At 40.6% G+C, this 16,287-nt stretch carries 14 protein-coding genes; 10 read left to right on the top strand and 4 right to left on the bottom strand.

Annotation, left to right across the window (positions count from 1 at the left end; genetic code table 11):
* Positions 1–28: 28 nt before the first annotated feature.
* Positions 29–1,216, bottom strand: a complete 1,188-nt coding sequence (locus ACNORC_RS12585) for an acetate/propionate family kinase (protein WP_418336004.1) — start codon at positions 1,214–1,216, stop codon at positions 29–31.
* Between the two features lie 115 nt (positions 1,217–1,331).
* The gene (gene pta, locus ACNORC_RS12580) at positions 1,332–3,425 is read right to left on the bottom strand and encodes a phosphate acetyltransferase (RefSeq protein ID WP_418336003.1); all 2,094 of its coding nucleotides are present in this window, start codon (positions 3,423–3,425) and stop codon (positions 1,332–1,334) included.
* Positions 3,426–3,619: 194 nt separating this feature from the next.
* Between pta and ACNORC_RS12575 the strand changes: the two genes are divergently transcribed.
* The 9 genes from ACNORC_RS12575 to ACNORC_RS12535 all read left to right on the top strand — a co-directional run bounded on the left by ACNORC_RS12575 (position 3,620) and on the right by ACNORC_RS12535 (position 13,969).
* Positions 3,620–4,354, top strand: coding sequence for a class I SAM-dependent methyltransferase (locus ACNORC_RS12575; RefSeq protein ID WP_418336002.1), 735 nt, complete (start codon positions 3,620–3,622; stop codon positions 4,352–4,354).
* A 91-nt stretch (positions 4,355–4,445) separates the two neighbouring features.
* On the top strand, positions 4,446–5,540 hold the full coding sequence (ychF, locus tag ACNORC_RS12570; protein WP_418336001.1) for a redox-regulated ATPase YchF: 1,095 nt from the start codon (positions 4,446–4,448) through the stop codon (positions 5,538–5,540).
* A 237-nt stretch (positions 5,541–5,777) separates the two neighbouring features.
* A complete protein-coding gene (locus tag ACNORC_RS12565) occupies positions 5,778–7,631 on the top strand; it encodes a DNA topoisomerase IV subunit B (protein ID WP_418336000.1) in 1,854 nt (617 codons plus the stop codon).
* A complete protein-coding gene (locus tag ACNORC_RS12560; protein ID WP_418335999.1) occupies positions 7,632–8,114 on the top strand; it encodes a hypothetical protein in 483 nt (160 codons plus the stop codon).
* The gene (locus ACNORC_RS12555) at positions 8,115–10,814 is read left to right on the top strand and encodes a DNA gyrase/topoisomerase IV subunit A (RefSeq protein WP_418335998.1); all 2,700 of its coding nucleotides are present in this window, start codon (positions 8,115–8,117) and stop codon (positions 10,812–10,814) included.
* Positions 10,814–11,257 (top strand): large-conductance mechanosensitive channel protein MscL, encoded by a 444-nt coding sequence (gene mscL / locus ACNORC_RS12550; protein ID WP_418335997.1) that lies wholly within the window; start codon positions 10,814–10,816, stop codon positions 11,255–11,257. Before ACNORC_RS12555 ends, mscL begins: the two co-directional genes overlap by 1 nt.
* A 63-nt stretch (positions 11,258–11,320) precedes the next feature.
* The gene (locus ACNORC_RS12545) at positions 11,321–12,013 is read left to right on the top strand and encodes a hypothetical protein (RefSeq protein WP_418335996.1); all 693 of its coding nucleotides are present in this window, start codon (positions 11,321–11,323) and stop codon (positions 12,011–12,013) included.
* A 229-nt stretch (positions 12,014–12,242) separates the two neighbouring features.
* The gene (locus ACNORC_RS12540; RefSeq protein WP_418335995.1) at positions 12,243–12,980 is read left to right on the top strand and encodes a hypothetical protein; all 738 of its coding nucleotides are present in this window, start codon (positions 12,243–12,245) and stop codon (positions 12,978–12,980) included.
* A 251-nt stretch (positions 12,981–13,231) separates the two neighbouring features.
* The gene (locus ACNORC_RS12535) at positions 13,232–13,969 is read left to right on the top strand and encodes a hypothetical protein (protein WP_418335994.1); all 738 of its coding nucleotides are present in this window, start codon (positions 13,232–13,234) and stop codon (positions 13,967–13,969) included.
* Positions 13,970–14,029: 60 nt separating this feature from the next.
* On the opposite strand, the gene ACNORC_RS12530 is transcribed toward ACNORC_RS12535, so the two are convergent.
* Positions 14,030–14,401, bottom strand: a complete 372-nt coding sequence (locus ACNORC_RS12530) for a DNA topoisomerase IV (RefSeq protein ID WP_418335993.1) — start codon at positions 14,399–14,401, stop codon at positions 14,030–14,032.
* A gap of 31 nt (positions 14,402–14,432) precedes the next feature.
* Entirely contained in the window at positions 14,433–14,834 is a 402-nt protein-coding gene (locus ACNORC_RS12525) for a helix-turn-helix transcriptional regulator (protein ID WP_418335992.1), read from the bottom strand.
* A gap of 279 nt (positions 14,835–15,113) precedes the next feature.
* On the opposite strand from ACNORC_RS12525, the gene ACNORC_RS12520 reads away from it, so the two are divergent.
* On the top strand, positions 15,114–16,286 hold the full coding sequence (locus ACNORC_RS12520) for a M14 family zinc carboxypeptidase (protein ID WP_418335991.1): 1,173 nt from the start codon (positions 15,114–15,116) through the stop codon (positions 16,284–16,286).
* Position 16,287 lies beyond the last annotated feature (1 nt).

Genomic DNA, 16,287 nt, shown 5'->3' with positions numbered 1-16,287 from the left:
CCCTCAAAGATTATCTTAAAATGCCTTTTTAAGCAAGCATATCAAATGTTTGTTTTGCAATCTCCAGTTCTTCATTTGTCGGAATAACAAAGATCTTAACCGAAGCTCCTTCTTTATTGATCTTCCTGTTTTCTTTTGAGCGTACAGAATTTTTCTGTTCGTCCAGTTTCAATCCAAGGTAATCCATATTTTTACAGACCATTCGTCTTATTACATCACTGTTCTCCCCAATCCCCGCCGTAAAGACAACAGCGTCAAGACCATTCATCGCTGCCGCGTAGCCTCCAATATATTTTTTGATCCTATAGGCATTCATTTCTAAAGCAAGCTGACATTGACGATTACCCATTTCGGCCTGTTCTTCAATATCGCGAAGATCACTGTAACCTGTTAGGCCCAGCATTCCACTCTTATGGTGTAATAAGTCGCTTACTTCTTTAGCAGTATAGCCAAGATGCTCGATCATATAGAAGATAACCGATTGGTCAATATCACCACTTCTGGTTCCCATGATCAACCCATTCACCGGCCCAAAACCAAGACTGTGATCTACGCTTTTGCCATTTTCCACAGCCGTAATACTACAGCCATTCCCTAAGTGAACAGTAACAAGCTTAGTATTATCATCTCCCAGAAGCTCATTTGCCTTTTCTGAAACATACTTATGACTGGTCCCATGAAAACCGTATACCTGAATCTGTTCTTTATCAAAAAGCTCATTTGGAATGGCATACCTGTTTGCTCTTGAAGGAATGCTCTGGTGAAAAGCTGTATCAAAAACGCCTACTTGTTTTGCCTGCGGAAAGATCTCCTCTGCAACTTCAATTCCTTTCAAATTGGGAGGGTTGTGTAACGGTGCAAGAGAAAAGAGTTCCTTGATCTTACCTTTCACCTTTTCATCAATTACTATAGTATCAGAAAAAGTGGCGCCCCCGTGAACCACCCGGTGACCAATGGCCGCGATCTCAGCCGGGTCTTTAATAACCCCTTTTTCGGGATCCATCAAATGTTTGGTCACTTCTTTTAGTGCCACGGAATGGTCTTTAACCGGCATTTCTTCGGAAGTTGAAAAGCTACCCGATTTGTAATGCACTTTTCCAGTGTCCAGGCCAATGCGTTCCACTAATCCTGAAGCCAGGACTTCTTCTGAAGGCATACTGATCAGCTGAAATTTTAAAGACGAACTTCCGGAGTTTATTACTAATATGTTTTTCATTTCTATTTCTTCTTGTTCCAAAAGAGGCTTCAAAAATAGCTTTTTTGGAACCTATTTATTTTCAAATTAATTATTTGATCGATCTTATCTTGAATCCTGAATTTTAAATTTTAAATTAAATCCCCTGTGCCTGGATCGCGGTTAAAATTACGGTGTTGAAAACATCGTCCACTGTACAGCCACGGCTAAGGTCATTAACCGGTTTGTTAAGTCCCTGCAGCATTGGGCCTATGGCCAAAGCTCCGGTTTCCCTTTGCACGGCTTTATAGGTGTTGTTTCCGGTGTTAAGATCCGGGAAGATCAATACGCTGGCCTGACCTGCCACTTCAGATCCCGGAAGTTTGCTCTTTCCAACATTAAGATCAACTGCCGCGTCATATTGTATAGGTCCTTCGATCTTAAGATCGGGACGTTTTTTCTTCACAATTTCGGTTGCCTCGCGAACACGGTCCACGTCTTCTCCTTTTCCTGAACTTCCGGAAGAGTAGGAGAGCATGGCTACTTTTGGTTCGATTCCGAAGGCTCTACTACTTTCAGCAGAAGAGATACATATTTCCGCGAGTTCTTCCGCAGAAGGATTCGGATTGATCGCGCAATCACCAAAGACAGATACGCGGTCTTCCAGACACATAAAGAACACCGAAGAGACCACAGAAACACCTGGTTTGGTCTTAATGAACTGCAGCGCCGGACGAATAGTGTGCTGTGTGGTATGTGCGGCACCTGAAACCATTCCGTCAGCATGGCCTTTATAGATCATCATGGTTCCATAGTAAGACACATCGCTCATGAGATCGCGTGCAATGTCCATATTCACATTTTTGTGCTTACGCAGCTCATAGAACGTCTTGACGTAATCCTCAAAATATTCTGAAGTAACAGGATCAACAATATGAAGTTTTTCCAGGTCAATAGGCAACGCCAGTTTCATGATCATCTTTTTGATCTCCTCTTCGTTCCCAAGAATAGTAAGATCTACAATATCCATCGCAATGAGGCGGGAAGCAGCGGTAAGGATGCGCTCATCAGTCCCTTCAGGAAGCACAATATGTTTTCTTTGTTGCTGTGCACGCTTCACGAGACCATATTGGAACATACGCGGAGTCATACCGGCAGGTTTGAAGTTCACAAAGCGCTCGATCAATGGATCTATGGTAATATACTTTTCAAAAGTGCTTACAGAAGCCTCAATTTTTTGAGTACTGTCTGCATAAATATTCGATTTGATCGCGCCAACTCTGTTGGTCACATTGAAAGTTCCGTCATTTACCGAAATGATAGGAACCACCTGCGACAAACCTTCAATAAGCTTGATGATGGAGTCTTCCGGAATTAATCCACCGGTCAGGATGATCCCTGAAATTCTTGGATAATTACTCGAAATATTGGCTTGCAAAGCTCCAAGAATAATATCGGCACGGTCACCCGGAGTGATCACCAGGCTTTCATTTTTAAGGTGGTTAAGATAGTTGCGTAATTGCATCGCTCCTACGTTGAAACTACCCGATTGATTGTCCAGATATTCCTCTCCAAAAAGGATCTTTCCGTCAAGAACTTCTACGATCTCTTTGAGAGTAGGGTTGGCCAGAGTATCAATTAACGGAATAGCAAAAACCGCCACATCGTCCGGCAGGAATTCCCTCATCCCATTGGTGGCAATGTTAAGGTTAGCGAGTTCAATTTTATTGCTCACCATAGCCAATACTCGTACATCTTTATTGACAAAACTCTGGTAAGCCATTTGCAGGCTACCCATCAATCCTTCTTTGGTCTTGCCTCTACCGCTGGCAACGATGATCACCGGTAGCCCAAGGTTCTTGGCAATGGTGACATTCTCATCGAATTCAAAAACACTTCCTTCTCCAGAAAAGTCACTTCCTTCAACGAGTACAAAGTCGAAGGAATCCTCCAACTTTTTGTATTTCCTAATAATGGTGTCGATGATCTCTCCAGACCGGCCTTCGTTACGCTTTTGCGTCACCTCACTTCGGGTAAAGGCATAAGAATCCTCGTATGCCAGGGGAAGATCGAAATATTTTAAAACGGTTTCTATATGGTTATCTCTGGCTCCCGGTTTTTCATCATTAATAATGGGCCTGAAATAGCCCACTTTTACTGTTTTTCCGAGAAGCGCCCGCATCAAACCGAGCGATATAAGTGATTTACCGCTATGCGGCTCCATTGTAGCAATGTATAATCCTTTGTTCATAGTCTTAGAATTGTGATGCAAAAGTAAGCTTAATTGGAAACCTGCAGGGAATACCCGAGGTTAAAAAGTCGTGAAAAGTGACTAAAATCAGACAGTTTAAAGAAAATGGCTACACCTGAAAATCGAGAATCTTTTTTCATGACCTTGGTCAGTTTTGGATTCTGTTTTACCTTACCTTATTATTGACTTGTGCCATGAAAGACTATTTTTCTACGGGTTCATCAGATTATGCGAAGTATCGCCCGCATTACCCTGCGGAATTATTCTCTTTTCTGAAAAAGCTTACTCCGGAAAGAAAAAGAGCCTGGGATTGCGGAACTGGGAGCGGACAGGTGGCAGGAGAATTAGCAGAATTCTTTGAGCAGGTAGAAGCCACTGACATAAGCCGGTCTCAATTAGATTCAGCTGTAAAGAGATCCAACATCAATTACTCTTTACAACCTGCTGAAAAAACCAGTTTTCCTGAACATTTTTTTGATCTGGTTACAGTAGCCCAGGCAGTACATTGGTTTGATTTGGAATCCTTCTTCCAGGAGGTGCAAAGAGTTTTAAAACCGAATGGTTACATAGCCGTAATTGGGTATAGTCTTTTCAGAAGCAATTCGGGCACTAATGCTGTGATCGATCATTTATATAATGATATCGTAGGACCATTCTGGTATCCGGAAAGACGTTACCTCGATGAAAAATATGAGACCATTCCTTTTCGTTTCCGCGAGATAAAAACACCTCATTTTGAGATCAGTCAAAAATGGTCTTTTGAACACCTCTTAGGCTACCTGAGAACCTGGTCTTCAGTAAAAAATTATCTTAAACAAAAGGGAGAAGATCCGGTTTCATTAATAGAGGCAGAGCTATACAACAGCTTTGGAGAAACGGGAGAAGTGGTGTTTCCCGTTTTGCTTCGGGTGGGAAGAAAGGAAATTTGAAGGGTTTAATTTCCGCAGAAAGAACAGGGAGTATTTTCTCATTACTTATACCTATATTTGCAGCCGCAAAAACAGGAACAAATAGTATTATATGAAAGCCGGAATCGTAGGACTGCCAAACGTAGGAAAATCAACTCTTTTTAATTGCTTGTCAAATGCCAAGGCACAGAGCGCGAATTTTCCTTTTTGTACCATTGAACCTAACATTGGAGTGGTCAACGTACCAGACCGGCGCCTGGAAAAACTGGAAAGCCTGGTGCACCCTGAGCGCGTTCTTCCTGCAACAGTGGAGATAGTTGATATCGCCGGACTTGTGAAAGGGGCCAGCAAGGGTGAAGGATTGGGGAACCAGTTCCTTGGGAATATCAGGGAGACTGATGCAATTCTTCACGTGCTGAGATGCTTTGAAAATGACAATATTGTTCACGTTGATGGAGCCATTAATCCTGTTAGGGATAAAGAAACCATTGATATGGAACTGCAGCTTAAAGATCTCGAGACAGTTGAAAAGAAGCTGGAGAAGGTCAAAAGAGCAGCAAAAACAGGAAATAAAGAAGCACAAAAAGAAGAAGCTGCTTTACTAAAAGTGAAAGCAGGTCTTGAAGCCGGAAATTCTGTTCGCGCCATCGACCTTACCGATTCTGAACGGGAAGAATTCATTGCACCTTTACAGTTCATCACAGATAAACCGGTAATGTATGTTTGTAATGTGAATGAAAGTGATGCCGTAACAGGTAATGAATATGTTGAAAAGGTAAAAGAGTCTGTAAAAGGGGAAGGGGCAGAGGTGCTAGTGCTTGCCGTGGGAACCGAAGCTGATATTACCGAGCTTGAAGATTACGAGGAGCGCAAAATGTTCCTTCAGGACATTGGTCTTGATGAACCGGGCTCTGCAAAGTTAATTAGAGGAGCCTATAGATTACTCAACCTGCAAACCTATTTCACTGCCGGGGTCAAGGAAGTACGTGCATGGACCATTCCTGTTGGAGCCACTGCACCACAGGCGGCAGGAGTGATTCACACAGACTTTGAAAAAGGCTTTATTCGCGCTGAAGTGATCGCTTATGATGATTATGTAGCTTATGGAAGTGAGGCAAAAGTAAAAGAGGCCGGAAAAATGCGAGTGGAAGGGAAAGATTATGTGGTTAAAGATGGGGACGTGATGCATTTCAGGTTCAACGTATAAGCAATTTTCTCTTAGATACAATTCTTAAAGAAGGCTAAAAACCTCTTTTTCAAGGGGTATGGTTTTTGAGCTGTAACTTATCCAGTTTCCAAAGCCCGGAGCTTCATTGAGCTATATTTTTTTCTACGGCCGCTCCGCAATTTTTTTTGTGAAACATTTGTTAATTAAATTGCCGCCATCAAGTTTCAACTTTTTGGTGGAAACCTTATATTAGCGACAAATCCGGATGAAGAAGCTATGAGCGAAGAAACTAAATATACCGAGGACAATATACGGTCGCTGGACTGGAAGGAGCACATCAGGATGCGTCCCGGGATGTATATTGGAAAGCTCGGAGACGGCTCCAGTGCAGATGACGGGATCTATATCCTTCTAAAGGAGGTCATCGACAACTGTATTGACGAATTCGTGATGGGAGCCGGAAAGACCATCGACATTTCTGTGCAGAACCAAAAGGTGATCGTGCGCGATTACGGTCGTGGTATTCCTTTGGGAAAAGTTGTGGATGTGGTATCCAAGATGAACACCGGTGGAAAGTATGATACCCGTGCCTTCAAGAAATCTGTAGGTTTGAACGGGGTAGGTACCAAGGCAGTGAATGCGCTTTCCTCGAGTTTTAGAGTAGAATCCACCCGTGACGGGAAATCAAAGTCAGCAGAATTTGAACAGGGGAACCTGGTCAATGAAGAAGAACTTGAAGAAACTTCCAGAAGGCGCGGTACCAAAGTGACCTTCACTCCAGATGAACTGATCTTTAAACATTATAAGTTCCGTTCAGAATACATTGAGAAAATGCTAAAGAACTATGTGTACCTCAATCCGGGGCTTACCATAGTTTTCAACGGCGAAAAATTCTATTCAGAGAACGGATTAAAGGATCTGCTGTCTGACAGTATTCATCCTGATGACCGGTTATACCCGATCATTCATCTTAGGGGCAATGATATTGAAGTAGCCCTTACTCACAGCAAATCCCAATACAGTGAGGAATATCATTCCTTTGTTAATGGTCAACATACTTCCCAGGGAGGAACGCACCAGTCAGCTTTTAGAGAAGCTCTGGTAAAAACTATCCGCGAGTTCTACGGAAAGAATTTCGAAGCCAGTGATGTTCGCAAATCGGTGGTATCAGCTATCAGTATTAAAGTAATGGAGCCGGTCTTTGAAAGTCAGACCAAGACCAAATTAGGTTCTACAGATATGGGAGGAGACCTTCCGACGGTAAGGACTTACATTAATGATTTTGTAAAGACCCAACTCGATAACTATCTTCATAAAAATCAGGAAACGGCCGAATTATTACTGCGCAAGATCATGCAGGCCGAACGCGAACGAAAGGAGCTTTCCGGAATTAGAAAACTGGCAAAGGACCGTGCAAAAAAAGCCAGTCTGCACAATAAAAAACTTCGAGACTGCCGGATCCATCTTGGAGACAGCAAAAAAGAACGCTACCTGGAGAGTACCTTATTTATTACCGAGGGTGATTCTGCAAGTGGATCCATTACCAAATCACGGGACGTAAATACACAGGCCGTATTCAGTTTAAGGGGAAAACCCCTGAACTCTTACGGAATGTCTAAGAAGATCGTTTATGAAAATGAAGAATTCAACCTGCTTCAGGCCGCGTTGAATATTGAAGAGTCGATGGAAGATCTTCGATATAACAATATTGTGATCGCTACAGATGCCGATGTGGACGGAATGCACATCCGGTTATTACTTATCACATTCTTTTTACAGTTCTTTCCGGAGTTGATCAAGGAAAATCACTTGTATATACTTCAAACCCCGCTTTTCAGGGTTAGAAATAAAAAAGAGACTATCTACTGTTATTCCGAATACGAAAAGCAACAGGCGATCGAAAAACTTTCAGGAAAAGTTGAAATCACGCGCTTTAAAGGACTTGGGGAGATCTCTCCTGATGAGTTCAAGCATTTTATTGGAGATGACATTCGGCTAGACCCGGTAATGCTGGACAAGGACATGTCTATTGAAGAGCTGCTCAACTTCTATATGGGCAAAAATACTCCTGACAGGCAGGAATTTATTATTGACAACCTAAAAGTAGAATTAGATCTTATAGAGGAATAGATGCGCTTTAATAATAAAAAGGAAACGAGTATAGTGCCCTCAATATATATTATTGTGGTGGCTGTCTTTATCACCAATGCATTTGCATCGGTGGAGATTAAATACGATGATGTTCCTTTTAATTACAGTAGCCTGATTCCAAATGTTATCGCACTAGCCATTGCGGTCTATATCTTCACCGTTGGTAAATCCTTTGAATTTGATAGCGATGGGGAGACCATCAACTTCAAAAGCAATGGACTTCTGATCTCGAAATTTATGCGCTACCGCGAGCAGCGCACAGAAGTTCCGAAGGCAAAGTTACAGAACTTCAAAATTGAAAATTACATCCTGTACAAACGATTACATGTGTTCATTCATTCCCGAAACAAAAGGGGATACAGACATTATAAATACAATATCACCTTTTTATCCAGGAAAAAGACCAAGGCACTCAGGATCTCTCTGGCTAAGGTGATGGAGAAAAATAAAGCGAAGGCTTAAATGGAGAACGACAATTTAAACGATCACAGGGACGACGAACAGTTTGAGCAAAACAATCCGCAACAACCAGAGGAACAGGAAGTTCTTAAGAGGGTTACCGGAATGTACAAAGACTGGTTTCTGGATTATGCATCCTATGTAATCCTGGAAAGGGCAGTTCCTGCCCTGGAAGATGGTTTTAAACCGGTGCAGCGGCGTATCATGCATTCCATGAAGGACCTCGACGACGGTCGCTACAACAAGGTTGCAAATATTGTAGGACATACTATGCAGTATCACCCGCACGGTGATGCGAGTATTGGTGACGCCATGGTGCAGGTAGGTCAAAAAGATCTTTTGATCGACACTCAGGGGAACTGGGGTAACATCCTTACCGGGGACGGGGCGGCAGCTTCCAGGTATATTGAAGCACGCTTGTCTAAATTCGCTTTGGATGTTGTTTATAATCCTAAGATCACCGAATGGCAGCTGTCCTATGACGGTCGTAAGAAGGAACCGGTAAATCTTCCGGTTATGTTCCCTCTTTTACTTGCACAGGGTGCAGAGGGTATCGCCGTTGGTCTAAGTACAAAAATCCTCCCCCATAACTTCAATGAACTCATTGATGCGAGTATTAAACACTTAAAAGGAAAGAAATTTCAGCTTTACCCAGATTTCGTCACCGGAGGTATTGCCGATATTACCAACTATAATGACGGTATGAGAGGAGGCCGCGTAAGAGTTAGGGCTAAAATTTCTCAACTTGACAAAAACACACTGGTAATAAAGGAGATCCCTTTTGGCACCAATACTTCTACGTTGATTGATTCAGTGCTGAAAGCTAACGAAAAAGGTAAGATCAAGATAAAGAAGATCGAAGACAACACGTCCAGTGAAGTAGAGATCCTGATCCATCTTCCCGGCAATATTTCTCCGGACAAAACTATTGATGCGTTATATGCCTTCACCAACTGTGAGATCTCGATATCTCCGTTGAGTTGTGTGATCATAGATAACAAACCGGCTTTCCTGGGAGTTTCAGAAATTCTGAGGAGATCTACAGACCACACTTTACAACTGCTGAAAAGCGACCTGGAGGTAAAGCTGGACGAATTTCAGGAACAATGGCACTTCGCTTCCTTAGAAAGAATTTTTATCGAGAATAGGATCTATCGCGATATTGAGGAAGAAGAAACATGGGAAGGGGTTATCAAGGCAATTGACGAAGGTTTAAAGCCACACATACAGCACCTTAAAAGAGCGGTTACCGAAGAGGATATCGTCCGTCTTACAGAGATCAGGATCAAGAGGATCTCAAAATTCGACCTTGACAAAGCCCAACAAAAGATCGAAGCTCTGGAAGGAGAGATCGCACAGATCAAGCACCATCTTGATCATCTGACCGATTACGCCATCGCTTACTTCACCCGTTTGAAAAAGGATTATGGTTCTGATAAGGAAAGAAAGACAGAATTAAGGCTTTTTGAAGATATCGAAGCTACTAAGGTGGTTATCAGGAATACCAAGCTGTACGTCAACCGCAAAGAAGGATTTGTGGGTACTGCTTTGAAGCGGGATGAGTACGTTACCGATTGTTCAGATATTGATGATATCATTTGTTTTACCAGGGATGGTAAAATGATGGTCACCAAGGTGGACTCAAAAACCTTTATTGGCAAGGATATTATCCACGTGGGTATCTTTAAAAAGAAAGATAAGCGTACCATTTATAATCTTATTTATAAAGATGGAAAGGGCGGATCGGCCTACATAAAACGATTTGCTGTAACCTCTGTTACCCGTGATCGGGAGTATGACCTGACGCAGGGTAAGAAAGGTTCAGAGATCCTTTATTTCTCTGCTAATCCAAACGGGGAAGCCGAAGTAGTAATGGTGTACCTGAGACAGGTAGGCAGTATCAAAAAACTCAAATTTGACGTTGATTTTGCTGATATGGCTATTAAAGGAAGGGCTGTAAAAGGGAATATCGTCACCAAATATCCTGTTAAGAAGATCGAATTAAAAGAAGAAGGAGTATCTACCCTAAAGCCGCGTCGCATCTGGTTTGATGACACGGTAAAACGTCTCAATGTGGACGAAAGAGGGGAGCTTCTTGGAGAATTCAAGGGAGAAGACCGGCTTTTGATCATTACCCAGAACGGAGTGGCTAAGACCATTAAACCGGAGCTCACCACCAGATTTGATGGGGATATTGTGGTACTCGAGAAATGGGTTCCAAAAAAGCCAATTTCAGCTATTTATTGGGAGGCCGACAAAGAACGATTCTATGTCAAACGTTTCCTTATTGAAAATGAGGAAAAAGAGGAGAATTTCATCGGAGATAATCCGAAATCCTATCTGGAGATAGTTTCCACTGATTATCTTCCTATCGCTGAAGTCGTATATTCTAAAGTGAGAGGAAAAGATCAGAAACCCAATGACACCGTTGAACTTGAACCATTTATTGCAGTCAAAGGGATTAAGGCACTTGGAAATCAATTGACTACAGAAAAAGTAAAACAGATAAATTTACTGGAGCCTAAGCCCTTTGTAGCTCCCGAAGAAACTCCTGCCGAAGAATTGGAAGTAGTTGATGAACAGGCGGTGGAAGGGACATCTTCTGCAGATGAAAAACAGGAATCCCCTGATTTTTCAGAAGCAAAGATCAAAAAGAAGAATTCCGCACAGGACGAGGCCCAGATCAAGCTTTTTGAAGAATAATGGGGCTAATCAAAGAATTTAAGGAGTTTGCCATAAAGGGCAACATGATCGACATGGCGATAGGTATTATTATAGGTACCGCTTTCAACAAGGTTGTAGATGTTCTGGTGAAGCAAGTAATAATGCCGCCTTTGGCGATGATTACTAACGGAGTTAACTTTTCTGAGAAGCAGATCATTCTCAGGGAAACCGTTTTGGACGCCTCCGGAGCTGTTGAGACTGAAGCTGTTGTCCTCGGCTACGGATTATTTATCGAAGTAATGATCGACTTCCTCATCATTGGTTTCACTGTTTTCCTGGTGGTGAAATTCATGAACCGTTTTCGGCGTAAGGCTGAAGATCCCAATAATAAAACTGTTGCTCCGGCTAAAAATGTGGAACTGCTGGAAAACATTAATAAATTAATGGAAGAGCAAAACGAACTCCTCAGGAGTAGAAAATAATCTAACCTTTTCTGTTAATTCTTCATCTTTTTATATATTGCCGCAACTAAAACAAAAAAACGAATGGAACGAAGTCTATTACTTGTATTTATTACTATTTTCTTAAGCTCAACAGTATTTTCCCAGGTTGAAACCAGGAATTCAGAACAGAATGAAATTTTGAGTCAATATCTAAGGGGAGTGTACACTGATGATCTTTCAAATGTAGACGGTAGTCCTTTTTTAAATGATACTTTCCTTCCCGGCACAATTTATTTCGATAATCAAAATCTTTATGCAAATGTGCGATATGATGTAGTCAAAGAAAATATGCAGGTGCAACTAAAAAATGAGGAATACATCCTGAAGTACGGAATAAAGGTGGATATCCTTGGTAAAAAATACCGGCAGTTCAATTACAGGCGAAATGATAAAATGATGGTAGGTTACTTCGAGGTCTTAACCGAGGGAGATTCTCCTGCTTTAAGCCTTTTGAAAAAACCACTTAAAAAGTTGAAAGAAGGTCAGGCAGCAGGGGCTATGCGTCCCGCTAAAGATCCACGTTATGTTGATAAAACAGACTTCTATTTAAGCTTTGAAAGTTCGACTTATGCAGTTCCTGTAGAAAGAAGAACAAAAAAGTTCATCAAAATTTTTCCTAAAGAACATCAAGATCAAATAAAGGAATTTATGAATGAAAAAGGTTTAAAACCTAAAAAGGAGGAAGATATGCAAGAGGTAGTAACGTATTATAATTCTATTGTCAGCAAACAGTAATAAAGATCTATATTAAAAGAAAAGGGACAATCCTGAGGTTGTCCCTTTTTTTGTTGTTTATCCAACCTAAAGAAATATCTCTCAGAAATTCCCAACTTAAATTAACGACAAAAAAAAAGGAGCCTAAAAAAAGGAGGGAGAAAATTTTTAAAATGACCAAACCGATTCCTCCTCTTTTGTTAAAATTCATGATATTTAATTATATTTAAAGACTTCAAAATATATAGTTATGCAAAGAATCGGTCTTTTTCTGGTTATTTTTCTATTATCGTTTCCTGTTTATTCCCAAATAGGCAAGGTTCAACCGGCAAATGTTATGGTTGTAAAACAACAAGAACACCTGTTGGAGGATAATGAAATTTTTAGCAGGTATTTGAGGGGTACTTATACCCCAAAGCCTACTAATATAGATGGTAGCCCGTATCTCACAGATGAATATTCGACCTCTCTTCTTTATTTTCAGGATAAAGAACCCTTCCATGCATTAGCGCGATACAATGTGGTTAAGGAGATAATGGAGGTACTTGTGGAACATCAGAATTACATCTTGCAAGATGCTATTGACATTAAAATGGATGGGCATTTTTACAGGAAATTCTCCTACCGCAATGGCGACAAGGAATTGCGACAGGGGTATTTTAAGGTAATTTCTGATGATTCTGAATTTGGAGCAGTGACTCTACTTGAAAAACCATTGAAAAAAGTTAAGCCTGGAGAGGCAGCGGGACCCATGCGGCCTGCAACAAATCCGTACTATGTGGATAATTCTGAACTGTACATTAGATTTGAAAATTCCAACTACGCCCACCAGGTGGAAAAAAGTACAAGAAATTTCATTAAACTTTTCCCGAAAGAACACAGAGCTAAGGTGAAATCTTTTATGAAAGAAAAAAGGCTTAAGTCTAAAACAGCTGAAGATGTACTGGAGGTGGTAACTTTCTATAATTCTTTAGAGGCTAACAAGTAAATTGGATTTACAGAGAAAAAAAGGCAGCCATCGTGGTTGTCTTTTTTTTTGCTACCACTTCATCAGAAAAAATATTCCTTAACCCCGTTTTCTATTTGATCACAAAAATTAAGCTCATTTCTCGGTAGAGGGCCTTTCTGTATTGGTAATTAAGAGAAGTAAAGCAAGCTGTTAACAATATAATATATTCATTACAAGCATGTTAAGTAAACCGATAATTCACTACATTTAATATTTAAAACTACACTATCATGAAAAAAATGAGTTTTACACTGATCATTCTACTCTTGACATTTTCGGTTTTTCCTCAAATTGGTGAATTGCCACCACAGAATGCAATGGTAGTAAGAACCCAGGACGAAGTACTGGAGGAAAATGAAATTATGAGTAGATATCTTAGGGGTGTCTATGAACCGAAACCTACTGCTATTGAGGGCAGTCAATTCTTAATAGATGAGTATACACCATCTCTTCTGTATTTCAAAGGAAAAGAACCCTTACATGCTTTAGTCAGATACAATGTTGCCAATGAAGTGATGGAAGTGTTGATTGAAAACCAAAATTACATCCTGGAGGATGCCGTAGACGTCCAAATGGGGGACAGACTGTATAAGAAACTTTCTTATCGGGATAATGCAGGAAATTTAAAACTGGGATACTTCAGGATTATTCCGGGTGAAGCTGAGACTAATGAACTGACCCTATTGGAAAAACCTTTGAAGAAGGTTCGGCCGGGAGAGGTGGCAGGAGCTATGAGACCTGTAGTAAATCCTCTATATGTTGATCGAACTGATCTTTTCATTAGGGTTGGAGAGTCAAATTATGCCCAACCCGTTGATAGATCAACCAAAAAATTTCTCCAACTTTTCCCGAAAGAACACAGAAGCAAGGTGAAATCTTTTATGAAAGAAAAAGGATTGAATTCCAGGACAACAGAAGATGTTCAACAGGTTATAACATTCTATAACACTATCAAATCCGGTTCATAAGTAGGTTAACAAAAAGAGAAGTACAAGAGACAACCAGGCGTTGTCTCTTTTCTTTTGCAGTTATTTCACCTTTACAGCAGTTCCTTTCTGCTTTTTAGATTCTCCCACCAGCCCATATTCAAAGGTATAGGTGTTATTCTTAGTGGTAAGAATCTTAATATGAATAGGTTTTTCTTCGGACCGGCTCTTCGGATTCAAATTTTTGATCACATATTCGCAATTGTTAATCCACCTGATGGAAGAAGTGTCTGTTTTCCCCCTGAAAAAATCAATTTCCATAGTGTCATTCCGAATAAAAGTGCTCTTTACAAGTTCCCCGTCCAGGTATGACTGAAACTCAAAGGTTCCGGTCTTAAATTCGTCGCAGTTCCTTTCAGGTTGATAACAGGATACCAGGAATAAAATGAATAATAGAAAGAAGAATTTTTGCATGACGCAAATTAACAGCTTTTTGTGATCAGAATCAATTTTCAAATGCCTCAAAACTGCCGTCATTATAGAAAAACACGATCTTTTTGATCTCTCTGCGCCCTTTAGAAGAGTTTTTTTCTGGTGAAGCAGGGATAGAAAGTTCCTCTGTAAAAAGGTCCGGTGTAATCGCAGGATTGACTTTTGGCAAAGAAGCAGGGGAGACATCTTTTTTTGGAAAATTACCTTTCCCGTTCAGCAACCAATAGATATCTACTTCAGGAAAGGTCTTTACGATCTTCATTACAAAATCGAGACTGGGTTTATTCCTACCCGAAAGGAGGTGAGAGATAGAAGACCTTCCCACGTCAATTTTATCAGCGAAGGATGCCGCTGAGAGATCATAATATTCCATGACCTTATTGATTCTATTTGTAAACTCTTCGATGTTCACCATTGTAAACAAATGTATTTGAAATGTTAGTTTACAAATGTAAAACAAGTTCCTGAAGCGTGCAAATTACAGCTGTAAATAGTTAATTAAAGTACAACCTTTACTTTATGTAAACCAATTTAAGGTGCTAATAACTAGCTTTTTAATCCTAATTATTGAGTACCTAGGAATATCTCCATTAACATTGCTTATTATCATGAACCAGCTGTTTACATTACTCAACACTTCTTTCGTTTCGTCTTGTTTACAATTGTAAAAAAGGGTTTATTTACTTTTGTAAACATGAATAAAGAAGTTAATTCCCGAAATTTTCTGAATGTCTATCCCGGTTTCAAAGAGAACAGCATTAAGGGTAGATATATCACACAGCCGAAAATTGAGGAGGTACTGAATAAGGCTAAATCACAATTTGAAGTTGCGCAGGTAGGAAGTTCTTTTTTAAATGTTCCTATCCACAGCATCAGAATTGGTTCGGGTTCAAAGAAAATACTTGCTTGGTCCCAGATGCATGGAAATGAAGGGACCACTACAAAAGCCATTTGTGATCTTCTCAATCTTTTCGCAGAACATAAAGATGATCGCGAAGTACGGAGGATCCTGGAGGAATGTACTTTTTTAGTTATCCCAATTCTCAATCCTGACGGTGCTGCCCGTTACACCAGAGAAAATGTGAACAAGGTTGATCTCAACCGGGATGCCAACAACCTTAGTGAACAGGAGAGTAATGTCCTGAGAGAGACATACGAGAATTTTTTTCCCGATTTCTGTTTTAACCTGCACGACCAGAGAACTATTTTTAGCGCCGGCAACACTTCCAAAGTGGCCACGGTTTCCTTTCTATCACCTGCTATGAACGAAGAAAGGACTGTCACAGCAGTGAGAACAAAGGCAATGCAGGTAATTTCTTATATGAACAAGCAACTTCAGGAATATATTCCGGGCCAGGTAGGACGCTATGATGATGCTTTTAATATTAATTGCACCGGAGATACTTTTCAAAGCCTTGAAACTCCTACCATTCTTTTTGAAGCGGGACATTTCCCGGAAGATTATCAACGGGAAGAAACCAGGAAGTACATTGCGTTTTCCATCTTCGCCGGCTTAAATTCCATAGCTACAGGAAAATATGAAGAGTATTCTTCCGAAAATTACATGGAAATTCCAGAGAACCACAAGAATTTTTACGATATCATTTTACGAAATGCGCTTATAAAAGATCAAAACCTTGATGTTGCATTACAATTCGAGGAAAAATTAAAAGGGGGAGATGTCCACTTTTTGCCACGTGTTCAAACTATGGCCCCATCTTTAACTTATTTTGGTCATCGGGAATTTGATTGCCGTGGTCAAAGACTAAAAACAGGGGAGGGAAAGTGGCCTATCGAAAACGATATAGTACACACATTTTTGTTAAATGACGAGAAGTTATCAATAATATCTCAGGATAATCAATGAA

The sequence above is a fragment of the Salinimicrobium soli genome (assembly GCF_048323655.1).
In the GTDB taxonomy this organism is placed as follows: domain Bacteria; phylum Bacteroidota; class Bacteroidia; order Flavobacteriales; family Flavobacteriaceae; genus Salinimicrobium; species Salinimicrobium soli.
The sequence above is the reverse complement of the archived record's forward strand: the minus strand, read 5'-3'. Positions and strand labels throughout refer to the sequence as shown.

Excerpts from the sequence above, each read along its gene's own strand:
- ACNORC_RS12585 (WP_418336004.1), bottom strand. The coding sequence starts at position 1,216 with ATGAAAAACATATTAGTAATAAACTCCGGAAGTTCGTCTTTAAAATTT.
- pta (WP_418336003.1), bottom strand. The coding sequence starts at position 3,425 with ATGAACAAAGGATTATACATTGCTACAATGGAGCCGCATAGCGGTAAA.
- ACNORC_RS12575 (WP_418336002.1), top strand. The coding sequence starts at position 3,620 with ATGAAAGACTATTTTTCTACGGGTTCATCAGATTATGCGAAGTATCGC.
- ychF (WP_418336001.1), top strand. The coding sequence starts at position 4,446 with ATGAAAGCCGGAATCGTAGGACTGCCAAACGTAGGAAAATCAACTCTT.
- ACNORC_RS12565 (WP_418336000.1), top strand. The coding sequence starts at position 5,778 with ATGAGCGAAGAAACTAAATATACCGAGGACAATATACGGTCGCTGGAC.
- ACNORC_RS12560 (WP_418335999.1), top strand. The coding sequence starts at position 7,632 with ATGCGCTTTAATAATAAAAAGGAAACGAGTATAGTGCCCTCAATATAT.
- ACNORC_RS12555 (WP_418335998.1), top strand. The coding sequence starts at position 8,115 with ATGGAGAACGACAATTTAAACGATCACAGGGACGACGAACAGTTTGAG.
- mscL (WP_418335997.1), top strand. The coding sequence starts at position 10,814 with ATGGGGCTAATCAAAGAATTTAAGGAGTTTGCCATAAAGGGCAACATG.
- ACNORC_RS12545 (WP_418335996.1), top strand. The coding sequence starts at position 11,321 with ATGGAACGAAGTCTATTACTTGTATTTATTACTATTTTCTTAAGCTCA.
- ACNORC_RS12540 (WP_418335995.1), top strand. The coding sequence starts at position 12,243 with ATGCAAAGAATCGGTCTTTTTCTGGTTATTTTTCTATTATCGTTTCCT.
- ACNORC_RS12535 (WP_418335994.1), top strand. The coding sequence starts at position 13,232 with ATGAAAAAAATGAGTTTTACACTGATCATTCTACTCTTGACATTTTCG.
- ACNORC_RS12530 (WP_418335993.1), bottom strand. The coding sequence starts at position 14,401 with ATGCAAAAATTCTTCTTTCTATTATTCATTTTATTCCTGGTATCCTGT.
- ACNORC_RS12525 (WP_418335992.1), bottom strand. The coding sequence starts at position 14,834 with ATGGTGAACATCGAAGAGTTTACAAATAGAATCAATAAGGTCATGGAA.
- ACNORC_RS12520 (WP_418335991.1), top strand. The coding sequence starts at position 15,114 with ATGAATAAAGAAGTTAATTCCCGAAATTTTCTGAATGTCTATCCCGGT.